This is a genomic window from Mesorhizobium sp. CNPSo 4688 (genome assembly GCF_057784295.1).
Genome location: NZ_JBWLUY010000007.1, coordinates 327,945 through 353,182, shown reverse-complemented (window position 1 = coordinate 353,182; position 25,238 = coordinate 327,945). Strand labels below are relative to the sequence as shown.

22 protein-coding genes and 1 pseudogene are annotated in these 25,238 nt (G+C 63.3%); 5 read left to right on the top strand and 18 right to left on the bottom strand.

Annotation, left to right across the window (positions count from 1 at the left end):
• The first annotated feature begins 89 nt into the window (after positions 1-89).
• Positions 90-986 (top strand): LysR family transcriptional regulator, encoded by an 897-nt coding sequence (locus tag AC04SH_RS15795; protein WP_112561140.1) that lies wholly within the window; start codon positions 90-92, stop codon positions 984-986.
• Positions 987-1,040: 54 nt separating this feature from the next.
• On the opposite strand, the gene AC04SH_RS15790 is transcribed toward AC04SH_RS15795, so the two are convergent.
• The 5 genes from AC04SH_RS15790 to AC04SH_RS15770 all read right to left on the bottom strand — a co-directional run bounded on the left by AC04SH_RS15790 (position 1,041) and on the right by AC04SH_RS15770 (position 4,681).
• Positions 1,041-1,793 (bottom strand): SDR family NAD(P)-dependent oxidoreductase, encoded by a 753-nt coding sequence (locus AC04SH_RS15790; RefSeq protein ID WP_112561190.1) that lies wholly within the window; start codon positions 1,791-1,793, stop codon positions 1,041-1,043.
• A gap of 49 nt (positions 1,794-1,842) precedes the next feature.
• Complete coding sequence (locus tag AC04SH_RS15785; protein ID WP_488575706.1) at positions 1,843-2,931, bottom strand: AbrB family transcriptional regulator; 1,089 nt, start codon at positions 2,929-2,931, stop codon at positions 1,843-1,845.
• 79 nt (positions 2,932-3,010) lie between these two features.
• Positions 3,011-3,319 carry a putative quinol monooxygenase gene (locus AC04SH_RS15780; RefSeq protein WP_477238708.1) on the bottom strand — a complete coding sequence of 103 codons (309 nt, stop codon included), beginning with the start codon at positions 3,317-3,319 and terminating at the stop codon, positions 3,011-3,013.
• A 79-nt stretch (positions 3,320-3,398) separates the two neighbouring features.
• On the bottom strand, positions 3,399-4,178 hold the full coding sequence (locus AC04SH_RS15775; protein ID WP_477238706.1) for an SDR family NAD(P)-dependent oxidoreductase: 780 nt from the start codon (positions 4,176-4,178) through the stop codon (positions 3,399-3,401).
• Between the two features lie 74 nt (positions 4,179-4,252).
• Positions 4,253-4,681 (bottom strand): DsrE family protein, encoded by a 429-nt coding sequence (locus AC04SH_RS15770; RefSeq protein ID WP_477238704.1) that lies wholly within the window; start codon positions 4,679-4,681, stop codon positions 4,253-4,255.
• A 101-nt stretch (positions 4,682-4,782) separates the two neighbouring features.
• Here AC04SH_RS15770 and AC04SH_RS15765 point away from each other — a divergent pair, with 101 nt between their 5' ends.
• Entirely contained in the window at positions 4,783-5,880 is a 1,098-nt protein-coding gene (locus AC04SH_RS15765) for a hypothetical protein (protein WP_477238702.1), read from the top strand.
• 158 nt (positions 5,881-6,038) lie between these two features.
• On the opposite strand, the gene AC04SH_RS15760 is transcribed toward AC04SH_RS15765, so the two are convergent.
• Both AC04SH_RS15760 and AC04SH_RS15755 read right to left on the bottom strand, forming a co-directional pair.
• On the bottom strand, positions 6,039-6,986 hold the full coding sequence (locus tag AC04SH_RS15760) for a cation diffusion facilitator family transporter (protein ID WP_477238700.1): 948 nt from the start codon (positions 6,984-6,986) through the stop codon (positions 6,039-6,041).
• A 5-nt stretch (positions 6,987-6,991) separates the two neighbouring features.
• The gene (locus AC04SH_RS15755) at positions 6,992-9,196 is read right to left on the bottom strand and encodes an anthranilate synthase (protein WP_477238698.1); all 2,205 of its coding nucleotides are present in this window, start codon (positions 9,194-9,196) and stop codon (positions 6,992-6,994) included.
• A gap of 308 nt (positions 9,197-9,504) precedes the next feature.
• Between AC04SH_RS15755 and AC04SH_RS15750 the strand changes: the two genes are divergently transcribed.
• The gene (locus AC04SH_RS15750; RefSeq protein WP_477238696.1) at positions 9,505-10,275 is read left to right on the top strand and encodes an isocitrate lyase/PEP mutase family protein; all 771 of its coding nucleotides are present in this window, start codon (positions 9,505-9,507) and stop codon (positions 10,273-10,275) included.
• A 1-nt stretch (position 10,276) separates the two neighbouring features.
• On the opposite strand, the gene AC04SH_RS15745 is transcribed toward AC04SH_RS15750, so the two are convergent.
• From AC04SH_RS15745 to AC04SH_RS15730, 4 genes are all read right to left on the bottom strand, one after another.
• Complete coding sequence (locus AC04SH_RS15745) at positions 10,277-11,332, bottom strand: M14 family metallopeptidase (RefSeq protein ID WP_477238694.1); 1,056 nt, start codon at positions 11,330-11,332, stop codon at positions 10,277-10,279.
• Positions 11,333-11,419: 87 nt separating this feature from the next.
• Positions 11,420-12,595 carry an MFS transporter gene (locus tag AC04SH_RS15740; RefSeq protein WP_477238692.1) on the bottom strand — a complete coding sequence of 392 codons (1,176 nt, stop codon included), beginning with the start codon at positions 12,593-12,595 and terminating at the stop codon, positions 11,420-11,422.
• A 116-nt stretch (positions 12,596-12,711) separates the two neighbouring features.
• Positions 12,712-14,088 carry an FAD-containing oxidoreductase gene (locus AC04SH_RS15735; protein WP_488575705.1) on the bottom strand — a complete coding sequence of 459 codons (1,377 nt, stop codon included), beginning with the start codon at positions 14,086-14,088 and terminating at the stop codon, positions 12,712-12,714.
• On the bottom strand, positions 14,085-14,546 hold the full coding sequence (locus AC04SH_RS15730; RefSeq protein WP_477238688.1) for a DUF4126 domain-containing protein: 462 nt from the start codon (positions 14,544-14,546) through the stop codon (positions 14,085-14,087). The genes AC04SH_RS15735 and AC04SH_RS15730 overlap by 4 nt, the downstream gene beginning before the upstream one ends.
• Before the next feature lie 130 nt (positions 14,547-14,676).
• Between AC04SH_RS15730 and AC04SH_RS15725 the strand changes: the two genes are divergently transcribed.
• Positions 14,677-15,234: a sugar O-acetyltransferase gene (locus AC04SH_RS15725; RefSeq protein ID WP_488575704.1), complete on the top strand. Its 558-nt coding sequence runs from the start codon at positions 14,677-14,679 to the stop codon at positions 15,232-15,234.
• An 18-nt stretch (positions 15,235-15,252) separates the two neighbouring features.
• On the opposite strand, the gene AC04SH_RS15720 is transcribed toward AC04SH_RS15725, so the two are convergent.
• Complete coding sequence (locus tag AC04SH_RS15720) at positions 15,253-16,242, bottom strand: helix-turn-helix domain-containing protein (RefSeq protein ID WP_488575703.1); 990 nt, start codon at positions 16,240-16,242, stop codon at positions 15,253-15,255.
• Between the two features lie 127 nt (positions 16,243-16,369).
• Here AC04SH_RS15720 and AC04SH_RS15715 point away from each other — a divergent pair, with 127 nt between their 5' ends.
• Positions 16,370-17,008 (top strand): cysteine hydrolase family protein, encoded by a 639-nt coding sequence (locus AC04SH_RS15715; RefSeq protein ID WP_488575702.1) that lies wholly within the window; start codon positions 16,370-16,372, stop codon positions 17,006-17,008.
• Positions 17,009-17,084: 76 nt separating this feature from the next.
• On the opposite strand, the gene AC04SH_RS15710 is transcribed toward AC04SH_RS15715, so the two are convergent.
• From AC04SH_RS15710 to AC04SH_RS15685, 6 genes and pseudogenes are all read right to left on the bottom strand, one after another.
• Positions 17,085-18,764: a formate--tetrahydrofolate ligase gene (locus tag AC04SH_RS15710; protein ID WP_488575701.1), complete on the bottom strand. Its 1,680-nt coding sequence runs from the start codon at positions 18,762-18,764 to the stop codon at positions 17,085-17,087.
• Positions 18,765-19,076: 312 nt separating this feature from the next.
• On the bottom strand, positions 19,077-20,201 hold the full coding sequence (locus AC04SH_RS15705; protein WP_112561125.1) for a DUF2333 family protein: 1,125 nt from the start codon (positions 20,199-20,201) through the stop codon (positions 19,077-19,079).
• Positions 20,202-20,306: 105 nt separating this feature from the next.
• On the bottom strand, positions 20,307-21,605 hold the full coding sequence (locus AC04SH_RS15700; protein ID WP_488575700.1) for a DUF6638 family protein: 1,299 nt from the start codon (positions 21,603-21,605) through the stop codon (positions 20,307-20,309).
• Positions 21,606-21,672: 67 nt separating this feature from the next.
• Positions 21,673-22,066, bottom strand: a pseudogene (locus AC04SH_RS15695) (endonuclease domain-containing protein).
• A gap of 63 nt (positions 22,067-22,129) precedes the next feature.
• Positions 22,130-24,040, bottom strand: coding sequence for an ATP-binding protein (locus AC04SH_RS15690; RefSeq protein WP_488575699.1), 1,911 nt, complete (start codon positions 24,038-24,040; stop codon positions 22,130-22,132).
• Positions 24,041-24,064: 24 nt separating this feature from the next.
• Positions 24,065-25,210 carry a hypothetical protein gene (locus AC04SH_RS15685; RefSeq protein ID WP_436261098.1) on the bottom strand — a complete coding sequence of 382 codons (1,146 nt, stop codon included), beginning with the start codon at positions 25,208-25,210 and terminating at the stop codon, positions 24,065-24,067.
• Between the last annotated feature and the right edge of the window lie 28 nt (positions 25,211-25,238).

Here is a 25,238-nt window from a genome sequence, read left to right as displayed (position 1 = left end):
CAACGGCAAGATAGGCCCGCGACATTACGAGAAAAATAGTATTAAATCTCCAGATATACCGGACTGAAACGCTCGAATGGAGAGATATGATGGAACGCCTCAACGGCCTTCTGGCCTTTGCCCGCACCGCCGAGTTCGGCAGTTTCATCGCCGCCGGCCGAACGCTTGGCATCTCGGCGTCGGCCGTCGGCAAGAGCGTCGCCAGGCTCGAGCAGGATCTCGGCGTGCGGCTGCTGCAGCGCAGCACGCGCCGTGTCGGACTGACCGAAGAGGGCAAGCTGTTCAACGAGCGGGTGCGTCGCATCCTCGACGACATCGACGATGCCGAGGCGATGCTGTCGCGGACGCGGGAAACGCCGCATGGGCGGTTGCGCGTTTCGACGCCGATCGTGACCTATCACCTGCTGTTGCCGGTGCTGTCGGAGTTCATGGCGTGCTATCCCGAAATCGAACTCGACATCGATTTCAACGATCGCATCGTCGACCTCATCGACGAAGGCGTCGACATCGCAATCCGCAGCGGCGAGCTGCCGGATTCGCGCCTGGTGGCACGGCCGCTTGCGCCCTTCCGGCTGCTGTTGTGTGCAGCACCTTCCTACCTCGAGCAGCACGGCAACCCGAGCGGACCGGACGATCTCGTGAACCATTACGGCATACGCTTCCGGTTTCCAAACAGCGGAAAGCTGCAGGGTTGGCCGTTCATCGGCGGCAGTGTCGAGCCGCAGGTCCGCTCGATGCTGACCTGCAACAACACCGAGGCGCTGAAGGGCGCCACGATGGCCGGGCTCGGCATCAGCTCCATGCCCGATTTCCTGGTCCGCGAGGCGCTGCGCGATGGGCAATTGCGCACTGTGCTGGACGACCATGTCGACGGCCGCGGCCAGTTCCGGATGCTGTGGCCGTCAAATCGCCATTTGTCGCCGAAGGTTCGCGCGTTCGTCGATTTCCTCCCCGACCGGCTTGCCGCGACGCTGAGCGGCTCGTAGTCCTTCGCGGCGCCGATGGCGATGACGAAGACGGCGAGGGACCAGCGCTACTTCTCAGTAGGTGGCCCGTCCGCCCGACAGGTCGAACGTTGCGCCAGTGGTGAAGGAATTTTCGTCCGAGAGCATGAAGGCGATCATCGCGGCCGCCTCTTCGACTTCGACAAACCGCCCGCGTGGCACCTTGCCCAGCATGTAGGCCACCTGGGCCTCGGTGAGCTGTTCGAGGATGCGGGTGCGGGCGGGCGACGGCGTCAGCGCGTTGACCGCGATGTCGTGGCCGGCAAGCTCCTTGCCGAGCGATTTGGTCAGCGCGAGCACACCCGCCTTGGCGGCCGAATAGGCGGCGGCGTTCGGATTGCCTTCCTTGCCGGCGACAGAGGCAATGTTGACGATGCGGCCGTAGCTGCGCGCGATCATACCGGGCACCAGGCGCTTGCAGCAGTAGAAGACACCGTTGAGGTCGATGTCGATGATCTGGCGCCACGCGGCAGGATCATAGTCCACCACGGTAGCCGCCGGTCCGGCAATGCCGGCATTGTTGACGAGCAGATCGACCGGGCCGAGCGAGCGCTCGGTTTGCGTCGCGGCGCTGTCCACGGCCTCGATCAGCGATTGATCGCACAGCAAAGCCTCGATCCGACCGAGCGGGGCGAGTTCGGCGACGGCGTTCTTCATCGCAGCCTGGTCGACATCCCAGATGGCAACGCTGGCGCCCGACGACAGCAGGCGCCGGGCAACAGCAAGGCCGATGCCTTGCGCGCCGCCCGTCACCACGGCGACACGGCCTGAGAGATCGACGGCATTCACGCGACGGTTCATGGGCAGTTTCCTCTTCCCGGATACTTGAATTCGTAACTCAGTCCCTGACGGCTCTCGCCACCAGCCGCGCGATGCTTGGGCCGGCGATGAGCACGACCAGGAAGCGGGCCGATTGCAGCGCCATGACGAAGGAGATGTCGACGTTCTGCGCGGCGGCGGCGATGATGGCGACGCTGTCCATGCCGCCGGGGCTGGTGGCGAGATAGGCGGTCAGCGGATCGATGCCGAGGACATGGCTGATCAGCCAGGCGAGACCGCCGCAAAAGGCGATCAGCACGACGATCGAACCGACGATCTGCGGCAGTGCCCGCGTCGCATGGCGCAGGATTGCCCGGGTGAAGTTCAGACCGATCGACCAGCCGACCATCGCATAGGAGAGTGCCAGCAGCCATGGCGGCAATTGCATCGCCACGCCAAAGCCGAGATGGATGATGGTACCGAAGATGAAGGTGCCGAGGAAGAAGGGCGAGGGCAATCGGCACAAGCGGCCGAGCAGGCCGCCGACCAGCGCCACGCCGAGCGTGGCGGCAAAGGCCATTGTGTCGATCGGCGGGAACCAGACAATGGCTGGGATTTCAACGCCGGAGGTGTCGACCCACATCTTGGCCACGAGTGCCGCCGTCATCGAGACGAAGATCACGCGCAGATACTGCATGAAGGCAACGAGGCGCTGGTCGGCGCCAAAGGCGCCCGCCATCAGAACCATGGCGGTGGCCGCACCCGGCGAAGAGCCCCAGACCGCAGTGGTGCCGGGCAGAATCCGCCAGCGGCTGATCAGCCAGCCGAGCAGGCTGGACGCCGCAAGGGTCGCCAGCACCACGACGAGGAACAGAGGCCATTCCTTGTAGAAGACCGAAAAGATGTCGGCGGAGATCGACGCCGCTACAAGGCAGCCGACGACGGCCTGGGCGGCGCCGAACAGCGGGCGCGGCACGCGCACCGTAGCGCCGTTGGTGCCGGCAAGGATGGCCGCCAGCATCGGCCCGATCAGCAACGCCGCAGGCAGTGCGGCATATTCCAGCGCGCTGGCAAACAGCAGCGAGAAAATCAGCAGCACCAGCCACTGCCGGACAGGGCGCATGCGCGCCATGCGTTCGACGGCCGGCTGGTCTGGCGAGGAGTCCATATCTGGGTCTTAGACCTGGAGAAGAGAAATGCGAACCCCGCCCGCGAACAGAATTCAGGGTCTGCGTTGCTTTCGGATGTCAGCCGGTTTTGGTCTGGGGCAAACCGAAACCGCCGGCGGGATGGGTCTCGACCTGGAATTCGAAGCCGGCGATGATCGGCCGTGCCTTGGCGATCGCGGCCTGGACTTCGGGCAGTTGCAGCGACGCCTTGTGGCTCGCGGCGTCGGTCCACACTTCGGTTACCCAGATGGCGTCGGCATCCGCCGGATCGCGGGCGATGACATAACTCAGGCAGCCGGGCATGGCGCCGGTCGAGGCGAGCAGGACGTCCATGATCGCGTCGCGCTGGCCGCGCGCCGCCCGCATCTTGCCGATCAGTCCGTACATTGCCTTACGTCTCCCCTTCAAACCTCAGCAACGCTCGCACGACATGCATCGTTGCGAGACGCAGTATGCAATTGACCGCTCAAGGCATCAACTGGCCACCGTTCACCTCGATCACCTGGCCGGTGATGTAGCCGCTCAGGAGATCGGACGAGAGGAACAGATAGGCGCCGACGCAGTCTTCGGCCGTGCCGGCGCGCCCCTGAGGAATGGTGGCGACCATGCCCTTGATCTGTTCGTGGGTGGAATAGCGCTCATGGAATGGCGTCAGGATCGTACCCGGCGCCACGGCGTTGACGCGGATGCCGAAGCCGATCAGCTCCTTGGCCATGCCGCGGGTGACGTTGGAGACGAAGGCCTTGGCCGAGCCGTAGAGCCCGGCGCCGCCACCGGCGCCATTGCGCGCGGCGATCGACGAGGTGTTGACGATGAAGCCGCCCTGCTTCTTCAGCCATGGCATCGCCTTGCGTGACGCCGTCAGCACCGAGCGGGCGTTGAGGTCCATCACCGCGTCGTAATGCGCCTCGGTCTGCTCGGCATAAGGCACGCGGCCAAGCATGCCGCCGGCATTGTTGACCAACCCGTCGAGCCGGCCGAAATGCTCAGCACTTTCCTCGACGACGCGCTCGACATCGGCGGCCGCTGAGAAATCGCCCTGTGTCAGGAACACCTCGCCGCCGCCATCGCGAATGGTCTTGGCAAGCTTCTCGGCCGCGTCGCGGCTCGAATTGTAGTGCAGAGCGACCCGGCTTTTCTGCTCGGCATAGGCCAGTGCGAGGGCTGCACCAATGCCGGTCGAGGCGCCGGTGACCAGCACCGCCTTGCCGGCAAGATCTGGGATGACAAGAGCGGTCGCGGTCATGGGCGTTTTTCCTCCGGAATGTCTGCTCTCCCTTCGCAGGCTCTCGTTGCCGTCACGTTCAAGTCCATGGCGGCTTATGGCCTGAGATAGGCGTAACCCTGGCGCTGCAGTTCGGCGAGCTTGACGACGCCGCCCTTGTCGGCGGCGTGGAAGCCCTCGAGCAGGTCGGCAAGCGTGATCTCCATGCCTTTCATGGTGTTGCCGCACGCCTGCGGTTCAAGACCTTGCTGCACCAGACTGGCGAAGCGTCCCGAGATCGCCGCCGATATGCCTTTCGATTTGAAGGCGGCAAGGGCTGGACCATGCACGACCAGCACGATGTCGACATTGCCGCCGGTGCCTTCATAGTGGTTCTTGATGTTGCCGAGCACGAAATTGACCTTGTCGACATCGCTGAGGTGATAGGCAACCTTCGGCTTGTCTTCGGCAGCGGCCGCCCGGCTCAACCCGAACAGGCCGGCGGCGCCGGCAAGGCTGGCCCGGAACATGTCGCGTCGGCGCATAGCATCCTCCTCGTCCTGGCGCCCACCGCAAATTGCGTGGCTGCGGCCATCATCCTAGCATAAACTGACGTTACGTCCTGTCGATGCGAGGGAGGGGTCCAATGGCATTCAGGAAGTGGAAGACGATTGCCGGAGCGGGATTTGGCGCGGTGTTGTTCAGTGCGCTTGCCGGAACCGCACATGCCGACGAGAGGCCAGGGCTCACCGAACTCAGCCCGAATGGCGCCGATGCCTGTTTCGGCCGGGTCTATGACGCAGCCCACCTCAAGGCGCATCCCAAGCAGAAGGTGGCACGGATCTTCTTCCTCTATGGTCATGATCCGGTGAGCCATCCGAACGAGGAGCCGATGGCTAACGCCGATACCTCCTACAATGGTTTTCTCACCACCACCGTGCGCGGCGCCAAGACGCCGCAATGGGCCGGCGGCTGGTGCAATCACGAATCCGAGGACGGCAAATCGGGCCCGATCCGCTGCGGCATGGACTGCGACCGCACCATGGCTTCCCTGAAGCTCGACGACAAAGGCCGCCTGATCATTACCGATGTCTCGTCCGATCTCTATCTCGACGCCGGATCGGAAGACGAACTCGGCGAAGCGGAGTATGACCGGCAGGCGCTGGGCTCAGAGGACGACAATTTCCGCCTCGACCCGATGCCGGCGGCGACCTGCAAGGCCGAATTCGCCAAGATCGATCCGATCGATCCGGCGCTTGGCGCGCCTTTGCGCGAACGGCTGAAGCCGGACCAGCCCTTCTGCTTCGGCCGCGACTACGATGCCGCGCATCTGAGCTCTCATCCCGACCAGGTGACGCAGTCGATCCGCGTCTTTCGCGGGCCGGTCGAACTGGCGTCCTTCGCCTCAGGCGGCGATGTCGCCAACTGGCCCGACGGCGCCGACATCGCCGTCTCGGTGACCACCAGGAAGAACGGAACCAAGGTCACGCAGACCTATTCGTGTCAGGGCGAAGCCGACCAATGGCGCTGCGCTGCCAGTCCGAAGATGAGCAATTTTTCCTGCGACATCAGCCAAAAGGAAATCTACCTCAAGCGCGGCGCCAACGGCACCATGATGCTGGCCAACCCCAACAGCAGCCTGGCGATCGTCGACCTGTGCTCGAAGGCAGCGGACGGCAAGACCGCGTCCGATGACAAGGTTTATCGGCTGGAGTCGATGCCGCAATCGGCCTGCGCCCCGTAAGGCCTATCGACATTCAGGTGAGGCCGGCCTGCGAACGGCGGCTTCCTGCGCTTCCGGTGCCCACGTACTTCAAGTACGCTCCGCTCCGGTTCTCGAAAGCCACCATTCTCGACTCGGCCTGACCTGAATCTCGACAGACCTTCGCACCTAGCGCTGGGCTACGCGAACGGCACCGCCGTTGTGCCTTTCGGCAGCTTCGCTTCATCATCCGGTTCGACATGGATGGTGACGCGCACCGAGGGGATTTCGGCTTTCAGCGCATCCTCGATGCGGTCGCAGATAACGTGGCTGGCGCCGACGGTCATGTCGGCGTCGACGACCAGGTGGAACTCGATGAAGGTGGCGCGGCCGGCTATGCGGGTCTTGAGGTCATGAACCTCCAGCGCGCCCTTGCAATTGGCCGAGATAGTGTCGCGGATATGCATGTGTTCCTGCGTGTCGACGGCGCGGTCCATCAGCCCGTTCATCGACGAGCCGATGACATGCCAGCCCTGCCACAGGATGTTGAGCGCCACGATGACGGCAAGCGCCGGATCGAGGATTTGCCAGCCGGTCAGGATTGCGCCGACGAGACCGCCGAAGACGCCGACGGAAGTCACCACATCGGTCATGATGTGGCGGCCGTCGGCAACCAGCGCCGGTGATTTTGCGCTGCGGCCGGCGCGGATCAGCGTCCAGGCCCAGAAAGCGTTGATGACGGTGGCGACGCCGTTAATCCCCAAGCCTTCCCAAGGCTGTTCAAGCGGCGTCGGCGCCTGCCAGGAGCGCCAGACCTCGCTGAGGATCAAAAGTGCTGCCAGCACAATCAGCACGCCTTCCAGCACGGCCGAGAAATACTCGGCCTTGTGGTGGCCGAATGGATGGTCCTGGTCGGCCGGCTTGTAGCTGACCTGGATCGCCCAATAAGCGGCGGCCGAGGCGATGACGTTGACGATCGATTCCAACGCGTCCGAATAGAGCGCGACGGAGCCCGTGATGTACCAGGCGGCAAGCTTCAGCGCGAGCACGACGCAGGCGACGACGATCGACCAGAAGGCGAGGGCGGCGACCCTTTGCTTGGCCGCCTCCTTTGCCGCGATCGCCGTCACGCTGTCCGCTGCGGCCATACCGGTCAGGCCGCCTTTTCCTTGGCCTTGCGCGGCAGATGCGCAACGATGTTCTCGATGATGCGCATGCCGGCATTGTGGCCGAGCGTCATGATCGATTCCGGATGGAACTGCACGGCGGCGATGGGCTCCTTGCGATGCTCGAAGGCCATGATGACACCGTCCTCTGTCTCGGCGGTGACAACGAAGCCGTCGGGCAGCCGTACCGGATCGGCAAAGATCGAGTGGTAGCGGCCGACGGTGACTTCCTTGGGCAGGCCGGAGAAGATGATGCCGGGCTTGGAGACACGGATGCGCGACGGCTTGCCGTGCATCGGCACATGCAACTGCCTGAGCTCGCCGCCATAAGCCTCGGCCAGCGCCTGCAGGCCAAGGCAGACGCCGAAGATCGGCAGGTCGCGGGCCCTGGCCTTCTTGATGGTCGCGGCGCAGTCGAAATCCTTCGGCGTGCCGGGTCCCGGCGACAGCACGACGAGGTCGGGCTTCAGCCGCTCGAAGACCTCCTCCGGCACTGGCGTGCGCACGGTCGAGACATTGGCGCCGGTTTGGCGGAAATAGTTGGCCAGCGTGTGGACGAAGGAGTCCTCGTGGTCGACGAGCAGGATGTTGACGCCGTCGCCGACGCGCGCGGTGGTGCGTTCGGCGCCGGCGGCGTTGCCTAATTTGGCGTCGCGGATGGCGGAGAGCATGGCGGATGCCTTCAGTTCGGTTTCGGCTTCTTCTTCCTCGGGGATGCTGTCGAAGAGCAGCGTGGCGCCGGCGCGCACCTCGGCAATGCCATCCTTGATGCGGATGGTGCGCAGCGTGAGGCCGGTGTTCATGTCGCCGTTGAAATTGACCATGCCGACGGCACCGCCATACCAGGCGCGCGGGCTCTTCTCATTCTGCTCGATGAAGCGCATGGCCCAGAGTTTCGGCGCGCCGGTGACGGTGACCGCCCAGGCATGCGAAAGGAAGGCGTCGAAAGCGTCCATGCCTTCGCGCAGCCGCCCTTCGATGTGATCCACCGTGTGGATCAGGCGTGAATACATCTCGATCTGGCGGCGGCCGATGACGCGGACCGAACCCGGATCGCAGACCCTTGACTTGTCGTTGCGGTCGACGTCCGAGCACATGGTCAGCTCGGATTCATCCTTCTTGGAGTTCAGCAGCTTCAGGATCTGCTCAGAGTCGGAAATGGCGTCGTCGCCGCGCTTGATCGTGCCGGAGATCGGGCAGGTCTCGACCCGGCGCCCATTGACGCGCACGAACATTTCCGGCGAAGCGCCGATCAGATACTCGTTTTCGCCGAGATTGATGAAGAAGGAATAGGGCGAGGGGTTGATCGACTTCAGCTTGCGCGAAATTTCGGAAGGCTGCGTCTCGCAACGCTCGTAGAACATTTGCCCGGGCACGACCTCGAACAAATCGCCGCGCTTGAAGCTATCCATCGCCTTGCGCACCAGATTGGCATATTCGCCGGGTTCATGGTCGCCGCGCGGCGGAATTCGGTCGGCGGTCTTGAACGGCTCGGCGATTTCGTCACGCGGCAGTCCCTCGGTCGAAAAACCTTCGCCGGAATAGTCGTAGCGGTCGGTCCAGGCCTTGGTCGAGTAATGGTCGACGACCAGGATTTCGTCGGGCAGGAACAGCACGAGGTCGCGCTGGCTCTGCTTGCGCTCGAGCTTGTAGTCGACCGGATCGAACTGGAAGGCGAGGTCGTAGCCGAAGGCGCCGTAGAGGCCGAGATTGGCGTCTTCGTCGGTCTTGAACAGAGCGGTGATGGCGCGCAACACGGTGAAGACCGAGGGAACGCGGCTGCGCTCTTCCTCAGTGAAGACCCGGCCTGGTTTGGCGACATCGAGGCGGATCAGCTTTTTCGAGGTTTCAGTGACTGTGACTTCGCTCAAGCTGGCGAGCGCCTTGCCGATTACAGGCAACAGCACCTCGCCACGGCCGTTCAGCGCCTCGATGCGCATGGCGCGGCCGCGCGCGGAAATCACCAGCGGCGGATCGATGATGGCCGTATCCCAGCGCGTGTAGCGGCCGGGATATTCGTAGTTTGAGGAAAACACGGCCCCGCGGCGCGAATTCAGCCCGTCGACATAGGCGTCGATCGCGCCGGCATAGGGCTTGTCGTGGCGCTCGCGGGTAATGGTGACGCCGCCCGCGGTCACGAAGCGTTCCGCGCCGTTTTCCAGAACCTTCATTGTCGTCATTGCCGTCTCCATCTGGCTTGTTGGGCAACGGACCCGGGACTGGCTTTGAAAAAACAAATGGCCGCCCGGACATTCCGTTGCGGCCACCTTCTATTTTCACGCGCACGCGTTCGAACAGGCCGCTGTCAGCGAGCCCACCACCAAACGGTCTTGATCGAACGCATGTTCATGGGCGAAATCCATAGCGGCGAAAAGCCGGATGCGCAACAGGTTTGAAAGGCCAGCTTGTGGCCGCCGCTTCCGGGGCTCATGGCACATCGTCAGGGCCGGCGTTCCTGCCTAGACTAACCACCCAACATCGAGAAGACGGGAAGACACCGATGACCGACCAGATCGAGCGCGCACGCACGTTCCATTCCCTCCACGTCAAGGGAAACCCGATCGTTCTCTACAATGCCTGGGATCCGGGCTCGGCAAAGATCGTCGAGAAAGCCGGAGCCAAGGCGATCGCCACCGGAAGCTGGCCGGTGGCGGCCGCCTTCGGCTATGCCGATGGCGAGAAAATCCCTAGGGAATTGGCGCTGGACAACATCAAGCGCATCGTGGCGGCGGTCGACCTGCCGGTGACCATGGATCTCGAGGGCGGTTACGGCGTCGAGCCGGAAGCCGTTGCCCGCACCGTGACGCTTGCGCTGCAGGCCGGCGCCATCGGCTTCAATTTCGAGGACCAGATCGTCGGCGGCACTGGCCTGCACGACATCGCCGTGCAGGTGAAGCGGATCGAGGCGGCGGCGGCAGCGGTGAAGGCTTCGGGCATTCCCGCCTACATCAACGCCCGCACCGACATCTTCCTCAAGGCGAAGCCGGATGCGCATGACAAGGGCCTGCTCGACCAGGCGATCGAGCGGGCAATGGCCTATGAAAGGGCCGGCGCGAGCGGTTTCTTTGCGCCGGGTCTTGGCGATGAGGGGCTGATCGAGGCGCTCTGCAAGGCCACAGCGTTGCCGGTCAACATCATCGCGCTGGCGCATGTGCCGCCACGCCAGCGGCTGGCCGAGCTCGGCGTCTCCCGCATCAGCCACGGGCCTGTGCCCTACCGGCAGATGGCCGAATGGCTGGAGGCGAAAGCGCGGCTGGCGATCTCGGGCTAGGTCAGTCCTCCAGCGTCCCCGACCGCGCATCAGCGCTCTTCTTGTCGCCGACGAGTTTCAGCAGATCCTCGCCGGCGCGGATGATGCGGCGCGCGCGGCGGGTCAGAATGATGCCGTCCTGCGGGGCAAATACTTCCGTGCGGCCGCCCGTCTCGCCTGGTGTGTGGACGATGGTGGCGAGGCGTGCGCCCTTGGCGACGCGGTCGCCGGGCTTCACGTCGTAGAGCACGGCACCCGCCCGGGGTGCCGGCATCATGTCGATGTTTTCCAACGGTGCAACGAAACCAGTGAAAGGACCTGGTGCGGGTAGGGCCGGGTCGGCGATCACGCCGCGCGCCACCAGCAGCCGGTAGAGACCTTCGGCATCGGATGCGGCCAGCCCGCCGTCGACATCGAGCATCCCGCGATATTCGACCGTGGTGGCGACGCGCCGCTCGAACTTCGCCACGCTGGCGGGGACGTTCTGGTAGGGCATGATCGTGGCGCCCTCGAAGGTCCCGTCGTTGTCTTCGCTCCACAGCACCACCGCATCGATGCCCATGGCGGCGGCGCAATCGGCCATTGCCGGCCACAGGCTGGTGTGGACGTAGAGATAGGCCAGCCCTTCATCGTCACAATGCAGATCAAGCACGATGTCGTGGCCGATGGAAAGTTGCAGCAGCCGCGTCTTCAACTGCTGGTCGGCCGTTCCGAACCTGGTGTCCGGCAACAGTGCGGTGTCAGGCGCGGCAAGCAGCGGAAAGGCACGGTTGAAGTTGGTGCGGGTGCCGAGATGAAAGCGGCCCTGATGTTCGCCGAAATGATATTGAGCGCGGCCGATCGGGTTGGCCCAGGGCACGACCGTGATGTTGCCCTTGATGCGCCCCTCGGCTTCGGCCTTGTTCAACGCCGGCATCAAGGCGTCGATGGCGACGACGCCCGGCAATTCGCCGGCATGGAGTGCCGACTGCAGATAGGCAGAGGGCGCTGACTTGTCGGCGCCGGTGAAGCGGAATGCCGGGAATTCGTAGAAAACGCCTTCGCTGTCGCCGGAAATGCGTTCGATCGATTTCTGCATGGGATGCCTCCAAGAAAGAGGCAGAACACATGCACCTTTGCCGGAGGGCTGTCGATTGGTCCAGTTCGCGGCGCTATGGGCGCAATATCATTCCGCGGCAGCCGGAACGGCCACAGGAGCTGAGCGTTCAAGCGCCTGCGAGACAACGGCCACGGTGACGGCCAGCAGCGCCAGAACCGCGCCGACCAGCGGCAGGTGAGCGTAGGAGACTCCCGCCGAAAGGGCCAATCCGCCGATCCAGGCGCCACCGGCATTGCCGACATTGAAGGCGCCCTGGTTGAGCGTGGCGGCGAGGTTCGGCCCTTCCGAAGCCGCCTCGACGACGCGGATCTGCAGCGGCGGCACGACGACGAAGATGAGCAGGCCCCACAGGAAGACGACGCCGATGGCGACGCTGGCGATGGCGCCGAACTGCATGAAGCCGACAAACAGCAGGGCCATCAGCAGCAGCGTGCCGATCACCGTCGGCATCAACTTCCAGTCGGCCAGCCGGCCGCCAATGACATTGCCGATGGTCATGCCGGCGCCGAACAGCAAGAGCACCCAGGTGACGGCCGAGGTGGACAGGCCGGAGACGTCGGTGAGGTAGGGCTTGATGTAGGTGAAGACGGCAAACAGGCTGGCCGAGGACAGCGACGCGATCAGCATGGCGAGCCAGACCTGCAATTTGCCCAGCACGCGCAACTCGCCGCGCAAGCCGCCACCGCTCGGTTGGGCGACGTCGGACGGCACCAGCCAGGCGATGGCCGCAACGGAGAGCAAGCCGATGCCGACGACGGCGAGGAAGGTTGAGCGCCAGCCGAAGGCTTCGCCGAGCGCAGTGCCGGCAGGGACGCCCAGAATGTTGGAGAGCGTCAGGCCGGCGAACATCAATGCAATGGCGCTGGCGCGCTTGTTGCGCGGCACCAAGCTGGCGGCAACGACCGAGCCGATGCCGAAGAAGGCGCCATGGCCGAAGGCGGTGAAGACGCGCGCAGCCATCAACAGCCAGTAGTTGGGCGCGATGGCGCAAAACAGATTGCCGACGACGAACATCGCCGTCAGCGCGACCAGAACCGGCTTGCGCGGCAAATGCGCGGTGGCCATGGCGACGATCGGCGCGCCGAAGACGACGCCGAGCGCATAGCCGGTGACCAGCAGTCCGGCCGAGGGGATCGACACGCCGAGATCGGCGGCGACCTCCGGCAGCAGGCCCATGATGACGAATTCGGTGGTGCCGATACAGAAGGATGCAATGGCAAGCGCAAGGATCGGCAAAGGCATGGAACGTCCAGACTGAATCGGTTCAATTTCAGACTGAACGAGAAGCCATGCGGGGCGCAATGCACATTGCTGCAATGCACCGATGCAGAAAGCGCTGAGCTTGAAGCAGAGTTACGTCACACCAGCGGCTTCAGTTCCTGGGCGATGGTTGGCAACAGCTCCGAGACGTTGGGATGGATGTGCACAGCACGGGCCAGCGTATCGACCGGCGCCTTGGCATACATCAGGTCGAGCACGCAGTGCACCGCCTCGTCGCCGCCGGGGCCAAGCACGGAGCAGCCGAGGATCTCCCTGGTGTCGGCATCGACCAGGATCTTCATGAAACCTTGCGTCTGTCCCTTTTCGACGGCGCGGCCGACGCGGGTCATCGGCCGCTGGCCGACCAGCGCCTTGCGGCCGGATTTTTTCACCGCGGCCTCAGTCATGCCGCAGCGGCCGAGCGGCGGATCGATGTAGAGCGCATAGGCCTCGATGCGGTCGCTGACCTTGCGCGGATCGTTATCGAGCAGATTGGCGGCGACGATCTCATAGTCGTTGTAGGAGGTGTGGGTGAAGGCGCCCTTGCCGTTGCAATCGCCCATCGCCCAGATGCCGGGCACGCTGGTGCGCAGCTGGTCGTCGACGGTGATGTAACCGCGCAGATCGACCGCGACGCCGGCCTTGTCGAGGCCGAGGTCGTCGGTGTTGGGAGCGCGGCCGAGCGCCAGAAGCACGTGCGAGCCGACTGCCGGCGGTTTGCCGGATGAGAACGTCACGGCGATGTCGTTGCCCTGTTTGGCGAAGCCGATGTCGTCGGCGCCGACATGGACTTCTATGCCTTCGTTTTCGAGGATCGACAGGATCGCCGCCGATACGTCCTCGTCCTCGCGGCCGGTCAGGCGTGGGCTCTTCTCGATGACGGTGACTTCGCTACCGAAGCGGCGAAACATCTGTGCGAATTCGAGCGAAATGTAGCTGCCGCCGACGACGACGAGGTGGCGCGGCAAAATTTCGAGATCCATCATCGAGGAATTGGTGAGGTAGTCGATGTCGTGGATGCCGGGCAGGTCCGGCACCGAGGCGCGACCGCCGGTGTTGAGGAAGATCTTTTCGGCGGTCAAAAGGTCGTCGCCGACGCGCACGGTGTTGGCAGATTCGAAGCGCGCATGGCCACGATAGAGCGTGCATTTGTCCATGCCGGCGATCCAGGTTTCCAGCCCGGTGCGGGAGGCGCCCGAAACCTTGTCCTTGCGCGCCTTGATCGCCTTATAGTCGACGCCGACAGGCCCACTGAGCGTCACGCCATAATCGGCGGCGCGTCGGGCGAGATGCGCGGCATAGGCGCTCGCCACCATCGTCTTGGTCGGGATGCAACCGGTGTTGACGCAGGTGCCGCCGACCAGCTTGCGCTCGATCAGCGCTACGCTCATGCCGGCTGCGTTCAGCCTGCCGGCGAGCGGTGTGCCGGCCTGGCCGGCGCCAATGATGATGGCGTCGAAGGTTTTCGCCGTCATGCCACCGCCGCTACGATCAGCAGGCCGCCGATGATGGCCACCGCGTCCTCGATGAGAGCGGCGGGCCGATCCTGGCCGAAGGCGGCTGCCAGCCGGCCGCGCGCCTCGGCGCCGCCATAGGTGCCGATGACGGAGCCGATGGCGCCGGCGATCAGACCGCCAATGGTGGAACCGGCGGTGGCGCCGACCACAGCACCTGCAAAGGCGCCAAGCAGGATGCGGGCGCCGAATTGCTGCGGGACCTTGCGGCTCGGTGTCGACGGCAACTGGTCAGTGACCAGTTCGACGATGGCAAGGATGGTGAAGATGCCGACGGCGGCCCAATGGCCCATGAAGCTTGCCCAGGTGCCGGTAAGCGGCAGCCAGCCGAGATAAGCGCCCCAGGCGACGGCGGCCGGTGCTGTCATGGCGCGAAGACCGGCGATGATGCCGATCAGAAGTGCAAGCAGATAGAGCATGGTTGATCCCCTCAACGCAGAACCTCGGACGGTCCACGCGGCAAGCTAGCATAGGCCGGGCATTTGGACAGTGGGGTTTTCCCAGGCGGAGGATTGTGCTTTGGCAGGAGATCAGATTGGAGGCGTGGCCATGTCCGCAAGCGAGCGCACGAAGATGATTGCAGGCGAGTGGTACACCTGCATCGACGACGAGTTGGAAGCGCTGCGGGTGATCGCGCGCGATGCGGTGTTCGAGCACAATTCGCTGCCGCCCCGGCAGCGCGGCAACATCGGTCCGGCGCTATCGGCGCTGCTCGGCATCGCGGGCGAGGGCGCCCGCATCGAGGCGCCGTTCCATTGCGCCTACGGTTTCAATATCCATCTCGGCGCAGGCGCGTTTCTCAATGCCGGCTGCACCATCCTCGATAACGCGCCGGTGCGTATCGGCAACCGGACGCTGCTTGGCCCCAATGTGCAGATCTACTGCGCCGAGCACCACAAGGAGGCAGCAGGCCGTCAGGCGGGGCTGGAGATCGCCAGGCCGGTCACCATCGGCGACAGTGCCTGGATCGGTGGCAGCGCCATCATCCTCGGCGGCATCAGCATCGGCGATGGCGCCATTGTCGGCGCGGGTGCTGTGGTGACGCGCGACGTGCCTGACAACACCACTGTGGTCGGCAACCCGGCGCGGGCGGTCAAACGCGGCTGAATACGCGTCCGCCGATGATCAATGAGACAGCGCGGACATCGCCTGCTCGCCGGTCCGCCTGGAGAATTCGCGCCGGTACTGCGCCGGCGAGGTCCGCAGTCGTGCGGCAAAATGCTGGCGCAGCGAGGTGGCGCTGCCGAAGCCGGCTTCGAAAGCCACCATGTCCATCGATTTCTCGGTCGCTTCCAGCAGCCGTTGCGCCAGTTCGATGCGCTGGCCGGCCAGCCACTCGCCAAAGCTGGTGCCGATCGATTTCTGGAAACGGCGGGTGAAGGTGCGCCGGGTCAGGCCGGCGGCCTCGGCGACGCGGTCGAGGCTGTGCGTTTGCCCCAGCGTTGCCCGCACCGTGTCGAGCGCCTGGGTGAAGCGGTCAGTTGCCGGGGTTTTCGCCAGCGGGCGCTCGATGAATTGCGCCTGCCCGCCCTGTCGTTGCGGCGACAGCACGATGTGCCTGGCCAGCCGCAGCGCTACCTCGGCGCCATAGCGGGCGCGCACTATGTGCAGGCAGCAGTCGAGGCCGGCGGCGACGCCGGCCGAGGTGACGATGTCGCCATCGTCGACATAGAGCACGTCGGCGTCGACTTCGATTTCGGGATGCAGCGCCTGCAACCGGTCGGTGGAAGACCAGTGCGTCGCCGCCCGCCGGCCGGCAAGCAGCCCGGCGGCGGCGATGGCGAAAGTGCCGAGACAGAGGCCAACGATCAGCGCGCCGCGCCGGTTTGCGCGCGTAAGCGCTTCGAGGAGCGGGGTGGGAAGCGGGGCGTCGAGATCCTTCCAGCTGGGAATGATGACGATGTCGGCATCGTCGAACGCGGAAAGCCTATGCGGCACCGCGATCGTCAACCCGGCATCGGTGTGGATGGGCCCATCGTCGAGCGCGCAGACGCGAAAGTCGAAACGCGGCAGGCCGAGCTTGGTGCGGTCGGTGCCGAACACCACGCACGGCACGGAGAGGTGGAACGGGCTGATGCCGTCAAAGGCGAGGACGGCAATGATCGGATCAGTCACGGGCGTCTCCAGCAAATGAGATTGGATTGTCCCAATTCTTTCGAATGATGTCAATCGGGCCACTTTTGGCGGCCGGGCGATCCGCCTATTTTCCGCCCGTCCCATTCAAGCCCGAAAGGAAAACACCATGTCTGCCAACACCACGCCGCGCCGCGCACTGATCGTCATCGATGTTCAGAATGATTATGATGGCGGCAACCTCGCCATCCAGCATCCGCCGTTCCGCGACAGCGTCGTCAATGTGGCGCGCGCCATGGATGCCGCCGCTGCGGCCGGCGTGAAGGTGGTGGTCATCAAGCAGATGGCGCCCGAGACATCGCCGGTCTTCGCCAAGGGCAGCCATGGCGGCGAACTGCATCCCGAAATCGCCAGGCGCAAGCGCGACCACTATGTCGAAAAGAACTTGCCGAGCGCCTTCACCGGCACCGATCTCGAGGCGTGGCTGCGCGCCAATGCCATCGATACGATCACGGTCATTGGCTACATGACGCATAATTGCGACCTGTCGACCATCATCCACGCCGTCCATATGGGCTTTACGGTCGAGTTCCTCTCCGACGCAACCGGCTCGCTGCCCTATGCCAACAGCGCCGGCTATGCCTCGGCCGAGGAGATCCACCGTGTGGTGAGCATCATCCTGCAGTCGCGCTTCGCGGCCGTACTCAAGACCGCCGAATGGATCGACTGCCTGAAGACCGGTGCACTGCCCGAACGCGACACGCCCTATGCGTCCAACCAGCGGGCGCTGGCGCGCAACGCCGCATAGGCAAATCCGTCCCCGGAAAGCAAAAAAGGGCGGCCATTGGCCGCCCTTCTTGAATCTCGCAACGATCTCGAAATTTTTAGAACAGGCCTTCGATCTGGCCGATCTCGTTGAGGAAGATCTTTTCCGAGGACGGCACCTTGGGTAGGCCGGGCATGGTCATGACCTCGCCGCAGATGACAACGATGAAGCCGGCACCCGCCGACAGCCTGACCTCGCGCACCGGCACGGTGTGGCCGGTCGGTGCGCCGCGCAGGTTCGGGTCGGTCGAAAAGGAATACTGCGTCTTGGCCATGCACACCGGCAGATTGCCGTAGCCGGCCTGCTCCCAGGCGTGCAGTTGATCGCGTACCGACTTGTCGGCGATCGCTTCGGAGCCGCGATAGATGCGCTGGACGATGGTATTGATCTTCTCGAACAGCGGCATGGCATCGGGATAGAGCGGCGCGAACTGCGAGGCGCCGGATTCGGCGAGCTGCACCACCTTGTTGGCGAGGTCCTCGATGCCGGCCGAGCCCTTGGCCCAGTGCTTGCACAGGATCGCCTCTTCGCCCATCGAGGCGACGTAGTCCTTCATCGCCTGGATTTCGGCGTCGGTGTCGGAATAGAAGTGGTTGATGGCGACCACCGCCGGTACGCCAAACTGGCGGATGTTCTCGATGTGGCGGCCGAGATTGGCGCAGCCCTTCTTCACCGCTTCGATGTTTTCCTTGCCGAGGTCTTCCTTCTTGACGCCGCCATTCATCTTCATGGCACGCACGGTGGCGACGATGACCGCCGCCGCCGGCTTCAGGCCTGCCTTGCGGCACTTGATGTCGAAGAATTTTTCCGCACCAAGGTCAGCGCCAAAACCGGCTTCGGTGACGACATAGTCGGCAAGCTTCAGCGCGGTCGTGGTGGCGACCACCGAGTTACAGCCATGCGCGATGTTGGCGAACGGACCGCCATGGACGAAGGCCGGGTTGTTTTCCAGCGTCTGCACCAGGTTGGGCTGCATGGCGTCCTTCAAGAGCACCGCCATGGCGCCGTCGGCCTTGAGGTCGCGGGCATAGACCGGCGTCTTGTCGCGGCGGTAGGCGACGATGATGTCGCCGAGACGCTTTTCCAGGTCCTTGAGGTCGGTGGACAGGCACAGGATGGCCATCACTTCCGAGGCCACCGTGATGTCGAACCCGCCTTCGCGTGGAAAGCCGTTGGCGACGCCGCCGAGCGAACAGATCATCTCGCGCAGCGCGCGGTCGTTCATGTCCATGACGCGGCGCCAGACGACGCGGCGGGTGTCAATGCCGAGCTCGTTGCCCCAGTAGATGTGGTTGTCGATCAGAGCCGAAAGCAGATTATGCGCGGTGGTGATGGCGTGGAAATCGCCGGTGAAGTGGAGATTCATGTCCTCCATCGGCACGACCTGCGCATAGCCGCCGCCGGCCGCACCGCCCTTGACGCCAAAATTCGGGCCGAGCGACGCCTCGCGGATACAGACGATCGCCTTCTTGCCGATGCGGTTCAAGCCATCGCCGAGGCCGACGGTGGTCGTCGTCTTGCCTTCGCCGGCCGGCGTCGGGTTGATGGCGGTGACCAGGATCAGCCTGCCGTCCTTGTTGCCTTTAACCGACTTGATGAATTCTGCCGAGATTTTCGCCTTGTCGTGGCCGTAAGGCAGCAGATGCTCGGTCGGAATGCCGATCTTCTTGCCGATCTCCTGGATCTGCTTTTTCTTGGCGCCGCGCGCGATCTCGATGTCGGACTTCACTTCGGCCATGACGGCTTTCCTTCGGATTGGACGGTGGAGGGGACGGGTTTGATCTCACTCGCAGGCATGTTGGACCCGGGCGCGGGCATGTTCTAACCCTGTCGCAGCCACGGCGTCAACTTGCATGCAACTATGTTTCCTATGAAGAAAGTGTCTCCGCGGCCGGGCCGACCTGTCGCCGGTTCTTCCTGGCTCCGTTGCCGCGCCGTATAGAAGCCAGAGGACGCGTCGTTCCGCCGTCTCAAAACAGCCGCTCAATGCACGGAATGCGACAGAGGCGACGGCGCAAATTCGCCATCGCTGCTTGCGTTGCGATAAGGGCTACTGGGTCAGCACGTTGCTGATCTCGACCATGTTGGAGCGCACCCGCAGCACGTAGAAACCCATCGTCGTCAGGTGCGTCGGCATGATCCAGCCATCCTCGCGGCCATTGGCGATGATGAAGGGCTGTATGCGCAGCGCCGAGACGAATTGCGAATCCATTGTGTCCCACAGATTGCCGAGATGCTTTTCCTTGATCACGTCCTCGAAGTCGGCCTGGGCGCCCTTCATTAGGCCGTAATAGGCATAGAGCTGGCCATAGGCGAACCAGAAGCGGTCGTCGGCGCGGAAGTCGAACCAGCCATTGTTGTGGTTTTCGGCACGCTCCTTGAGGATCGCCGAGGTCGAACCGATGTCGGAGGAGATGCGGTCTATATACTGCTTCAGATTGTCGGCACGGGCGTCGAACGTCGCCTGGCAGGTGGCCAGGCGGGCGTTGAAGGAGCGCAGCTTGTTGACGGCATCGCGATAATAGCTCGGCGTCGGCGTCTTCGGTCCGAACGGGTTCAGGCCGAAATACCAGGTTTCCTCGTCGAACTGCAGATTGCCGCGAGCATCCTGCAGATCGGCGTCGATCTGCGATGTCGTACGCACGCGGCCGAGATTGTCGGCAAGCTCGGTGGCGGTGCGCCGCACCGCCTGGTTGATGCCGCGCTGGAACGAGGCCTTGTTGTCCATAAACGGCGTGTGATCCCAGTCGACGCCGAACAGCCCGAGCTTGTAGAGGATCATCGACGAGACCCAGGCATTCTGGTTGACGTTGAAATCGGTGAGGTCGGCCGCGACTTGGGCGATGCCCGAATTGCCACAGGTCTTGGCGGTCTCGGTGCCGGCACCGGCCGCGACCTGTTCGCCGGCGGAAATGTTGCGGTTCTCGAAGGTGTATTTGTCCACGTAGTTGGGGTCGAACTTGTTCCACCACTGGGTAGCGTAGAAGAAGTTGGCGTAGAGGCCGATCAGTACCAGCAAAGCCAGGCCAACCACCGCCTTCAGGATCCAGCCGCGCTGCGTGTACCAGCGCCCGGCCCATAGGAAAGGCCACAGGATCGCGCCGATGACAAGGCCGATACCGCGGCCGATCCACTGGAAGATGCGGGTGAAGAAATTCACGATCGGATCAAGCATGGCTCTCGTTCACCCCCTCAGCATGATGCCAAAAAGTTGCAGGCTTTTTGGATAACATCATGCGCCAAAACAATAAATTAGAACGAAATGACGGCTCATTTCGTTCTAGTCAGTCAAGCCGTAAAGGCGCGTGCGCAACGCCACCTTGTCTTTCAAATATGTGGTTTTCAGAACGTCCACAACATGCGATCGCCAGGCGTCGCTGTAGCCGTCATAGTCCTTGTAGAAGCCGGGCTTGTTGAAGACATAGCGCGAGACGAAGTCCTGCGGCACGAAATCCGAGATCAGCTGGTTGGTCAGCCAGGCGTCGGGATGGTCGGGCTTGCCGCGCACGACCAGGAAGCGCTGGCGCGGCGCGACATCCTCGATCTTGAGATGGCCGAGCTGGGCGATTTCGCGCTTGGCGGCATTGAGGAAGGGAAAATTGCCGTCGCTGGTGATGAGATCGGCATGGCCGTGGATCCAGGTCTGCAGCCAGACCTTGTCGACATCGGTCAAATTGCGGTTCGGTTCGGTGTCACGGATCAGCGAGCGCACAACCATCTCGGCGCGATGCTCGAGATAGCCCGAGCTTTCGACCCATGACGCCCGCGGCAGTTCGATGCGGCCGGTGCTGGCCAGGAATTTGAACACCTTGTCGGCATCGTTGATCGAGAGATAGCTCACCTGCCAGGGCCGCGAACGGCGAAAGCCAGGGGCGGCCGGGTCGCCGATGACCGTCGTCATGTCAGGATCGACAAACACGTAGAGCCCGCCAAAATGGCTGGTCCAATAGGCGTTGTGTCGGAAGATCACCTGGTCGGGCACCAGTGCATTCTCGCGGATGTCGCCGCACACCTTCGCCAGCTCCACCATGCGGGTCAGCATGGCGTTGTCGCGCCAGGCGTCCGGCTCCTGCTTCAACCGGTCGACAAGCTTGCCGAGCTCGGCGGCCTTGCCCAGGACGTCCTCGGCCGACAGCACCTTGAACTCGACCTGGCTGATTGACAGCAGATCCTCGATGTCGTTGACCACGGGGACGGAATCTTCGATCTCGCCGTAGATGACGTCCTTGATGGTCAGCGCGTCGATGGCGCGCTGGTTCGTGGACATGAATTCGAACATCAGTTGCGAGGTGTTGGAGAAGGCGGTGTGCACCACTGGCAGGTCGATCTGCGACGGCGTCAGGATTATGAACCGGCGGTTGACCTCATTGGGATCGAGATAATCGTAGTCGTCGCATTCCTCGGCCACCTCGGGCGAGAAACCGGTGCGGTCGATCTGGAAACTCTTTAGTTTGGTCGGCTTCAACCCGAAGGCAACAAGCGCCTTGTTGTAGCGCTGGATGAGGTGCGACTCGTCGACGGCGAGCAGGCGGCCGTAGATCAGCTCGTTGTCGCGCAGCAGGTCGGGTTTTTTGCTCACTTTGCCTTCTCCCCGTTCACGGGGAGAAGGTGCCCGAAGGGCGGATGAGGGGCGGCGCAAACGCTCGTCATCTTTCCGACGTCGTGGCGGGCAAAAACTTCACGTCGGCAGCAATCATTTTCTGGCTCAGCCGACCATCCAGGGCAGCAACAATCGTATCCAGCACGCTCTTGTGCCCCGTCAGGACATCAGCGTGCCAAACCCTCAAAACCGACCAGCCGTTCCTGTTCATAGTCTCATCCCTGAATCGATCGTGGGATCGATTTGCATGCTGGCTTCCATCGACTTCCACAACCACAGGCGAAGTCGGCGAAATATGGACCGATCGGCAGCTGGCGAACAAACTTGTAGCCGTTCAATCGTCGCCCGCGCAGTTCGTGCCATAGTTTCTCTTCAGCTTCATTTTCAACTTGCCTAGGTTGCCGGGCTCTCGCCGCTTTTGGCTCGTTTCTTCCACGCATAGCGCTGCCCCTCATCCGCCCTTCGGGCACCTTCTCCCCGTGAACGGGGAGAAGGAAGGAAGCTCACGCATTCCACAGCCCCTTCTTCTTCATCTCCTCCATCTCGCGTGCCGCGCGTTCGCGCAGCCTTGCGTCGCGCAGCAGCTTCTCCACCGCGGCGTCGTCGGATTTGTCGGAATAGCGGAACTCGGAGTCGGCGTAGCGGTTGATCTCCTGCATGACCATGTCCATCGAGAACGGCCCGCGCAGTTCCTCGATCATGGCTTTCTTCTCGTCATAGCCCTTGTGCATGAAGGCTTCCGGCTTCTCGAACCAGTCATCGGGCAGTTCGATATCCATGGCGCGCATCTTGATGGCGTCGGTGACGTTCTTGATGGCGCGGCCGGTGAAGCGCGGTTCGGCATCCTTGATCAGGTGCAGATAGGTGCCGATGTCGGCCATCGATTTCGGCGCGCCATTCTCTTTCATGTAGCGCTCATAGACCTTCATCAGCCCGTCTTCCTGCGGCTTTTCATGCTCCTCATAGGCTTCGGTCACGGCGCGCTGGATTTCCTGCGCGGCGTAGAGCTTGTGGTCGCCGAGCGGGATCTTGTGGTTCTTGCCGGCAAGCAGCACGAAGATGTCGATGTAGTCGTCACGGCTCTGCGGGCCGTCGACCAGCCAGCGGGCGCCGGCGCGCTGGCGCAGCGCGTCGTCGACATTTTCGGGATAGTTGGAAAACATGCCGAACGAGCAGTTGCCGCGCACCACCGTGCCGGCACCGGCAAAGGCATCCATCAAGACGCCGGTGATTTCCTGCTGGCCTGCCGAGGCGCGGTCGTCGGAGCGGCGCGCTGCCACCTGGTCGATGTCGTCGATGGTGCCGAAACCGATGACGCGCGGGTTCAAGACATTGTTGATGAACTGGCGGCAGTTCTGGCCGGATTTGCCCTGGTAGGACGAGATCTGGTCGACGCCGAAATTCTCGTAGGCGAAGGGATAGCCGGCGACCTGGCAGTAGCCGTTGACCAGGCCGGCGATCATCTGGATCAGCGTTGTCTTGCCGGTGCCTGGCGCACCGTCGCCGATGAAGGTGAAGAGGAAACCGCCGAGCTCGACGAACGGGTTCAGCTCGCGCTCGAAATCATAGGCCATCAGCATCTTGGCGAGCTTGGCCGACTGGTATTTGGCGATGTGGTTGCCGACGACCTCTTCCGGCGTCTTGAAGGTCATCACCAGCGGCTTGGAGCGCTTGCCCGGCGCGACGTCGAAGCCGTCCAGGGTGAAATCGTCAGTGTCGATGCGGATATGAGCGTTCTCGAACGGGCCGAAACCATCGAAGCGGCCTTTGCGGGCCAAGAGCCCGTCAATGGCGACGCGCGCGAAAGCGCGTGCCCGCGTCGTCAGATCGCCATCATCCTTGGAGCCCGCAATCGCTTTGTCGAGACCGGCAACGATCGACTTCACCGCATCCTGCGGCGTGTCGAACAGGAAGTCGGGCTCGGGGATATCGTTGGGCGCCTCGCCGTCGCTGTCGATCAGCTGGAACAGATAGGAGGCAAGACTGAAGGCTGAAACGTAAGCCGAAGCTGACAGAAGCTTCTTGAAGGTGGCGGCTTCGTCACCTTCGAGCGGTGCGCGGGTGTTCTTGGCCTGCAGGCTTTCAAGGTCTGAGCCCTCAGCAAAAACGTCGGAGATGGCGAGCGCAATCGCCAGGCCACGCCGAGCGCGGAACAGCAGCGTGTGCTGTGGGATGCTCATCAGCTGGTCGTCGGGATGGATGGCGGCGACAGTCTTGGTCAGCTCGACCTCGCGGGTGCGGCGCACCGAGCCGACAGAGACAGTCGAGACGAAGCGGCGATTGGTGCCCGCAAGCGCGGTGCCGGATTCGCGCGAAGGGTCTTCCAGCACGACGACGCGGGTGATGAAGCTCTGCGCCGTGGCGCGGTGCTTTTCGATCGCGGCTTCCGGGATGGTGGTCAGGCCGGTGTCCATGAAGGATGCTCCGTGGTGTGACGGTCAGACGTCTGAGATGACCTGCCCGTTGGACAGGATGTGGACCTTGTAGCCGGAAAAGATCTTTTGCGCCTCGCCGGCGGCGTAGAGTGCCTGATAGGCTTCGTGCGGGATCAGCGCGTGGTTCTCGTAGCTCGACACACCCTGGCGCGCGGCTTCGAGATCGTCGGTGTTGATAAAGAATTCCTGCGTCGTCTTCTCGCTTGAGAACAGGCCCTTGCGGCCGGGCCTCTCGCCCTTGGAGTAGACCTCCTGGATGGTCCAGGTGAGCAGCCAGGCATTTTCGGGCTTGCGCACCTTGGCCAGCACCTCGGTCACCGTCGAATTGTTGTCGGTAATCCCTGCGGAATAGAAGGGGCCAAGCACGACGCGGCGCAATTGCTTGGGGTGCAGCGGCTCGAAATCCTTGTCGAGATTGACCGCAATCGTTGCCGGTGACAGCGTGTAGGCGGAATTCTTTTCGGTGAAATCGTCGAAACGGTGGGCGAGCTCGGGGTTGAGCAGGCCGTCGACGGGCAGCGGTATGTCGACCTGTTCGTTGAGCTTGCCGTTGCTGTCGACAAGCTGGCGGATCATGGCTTCGGAGGAATCCTCCACCGTCACCATGTAGACTAGCGGCAGGTTGGCGCTGCCGTCGAATGTCGCCCAGTGGACGAGGTAATAGGGCCGGAAGGTTTTTGGATTGACCGAGACCTTGGCCGTCTGCGCCAGCGAGAACGGGCCGAAGGTCTGCTCGCTCTTGACGTCTTCGAGATAGAGCCGCTCGGCCATCGACTTCTGCAGCGCCTCGGGGAATTCCTTGTGGCGCAGGATGAAGTCGGCCATTTCCTCGCGCAATTCGCCGGCCAGCGGGATGTTGGCCAGCCGCGCATCGGCCTGGCGGCGGTCATTTTCCAGTTCGAGCAGGTTCTGGAAGACGGGATAGCCGCTGTCGGCGCGCGAAATCCGGAACGTGTCCATAAAGCCGAGGCGGTTGCGCCAGCAAGAGAACGACTTGTCCAGCCGGGCAATATATTCGGCGACGATCTTGGCGACGATGCCGTGCCGGTAGAGCGGCGAGCGGTCGTCGCGCATGAACACTTCAAGGCCGCTGAGTGCGGCCGTGATGGCGGAAAAATAGCGCGCCGCCGCTTCGTTTTCGGGAGTCATGCCGGGTGTGCTCGCGTGCAGCCGCTCC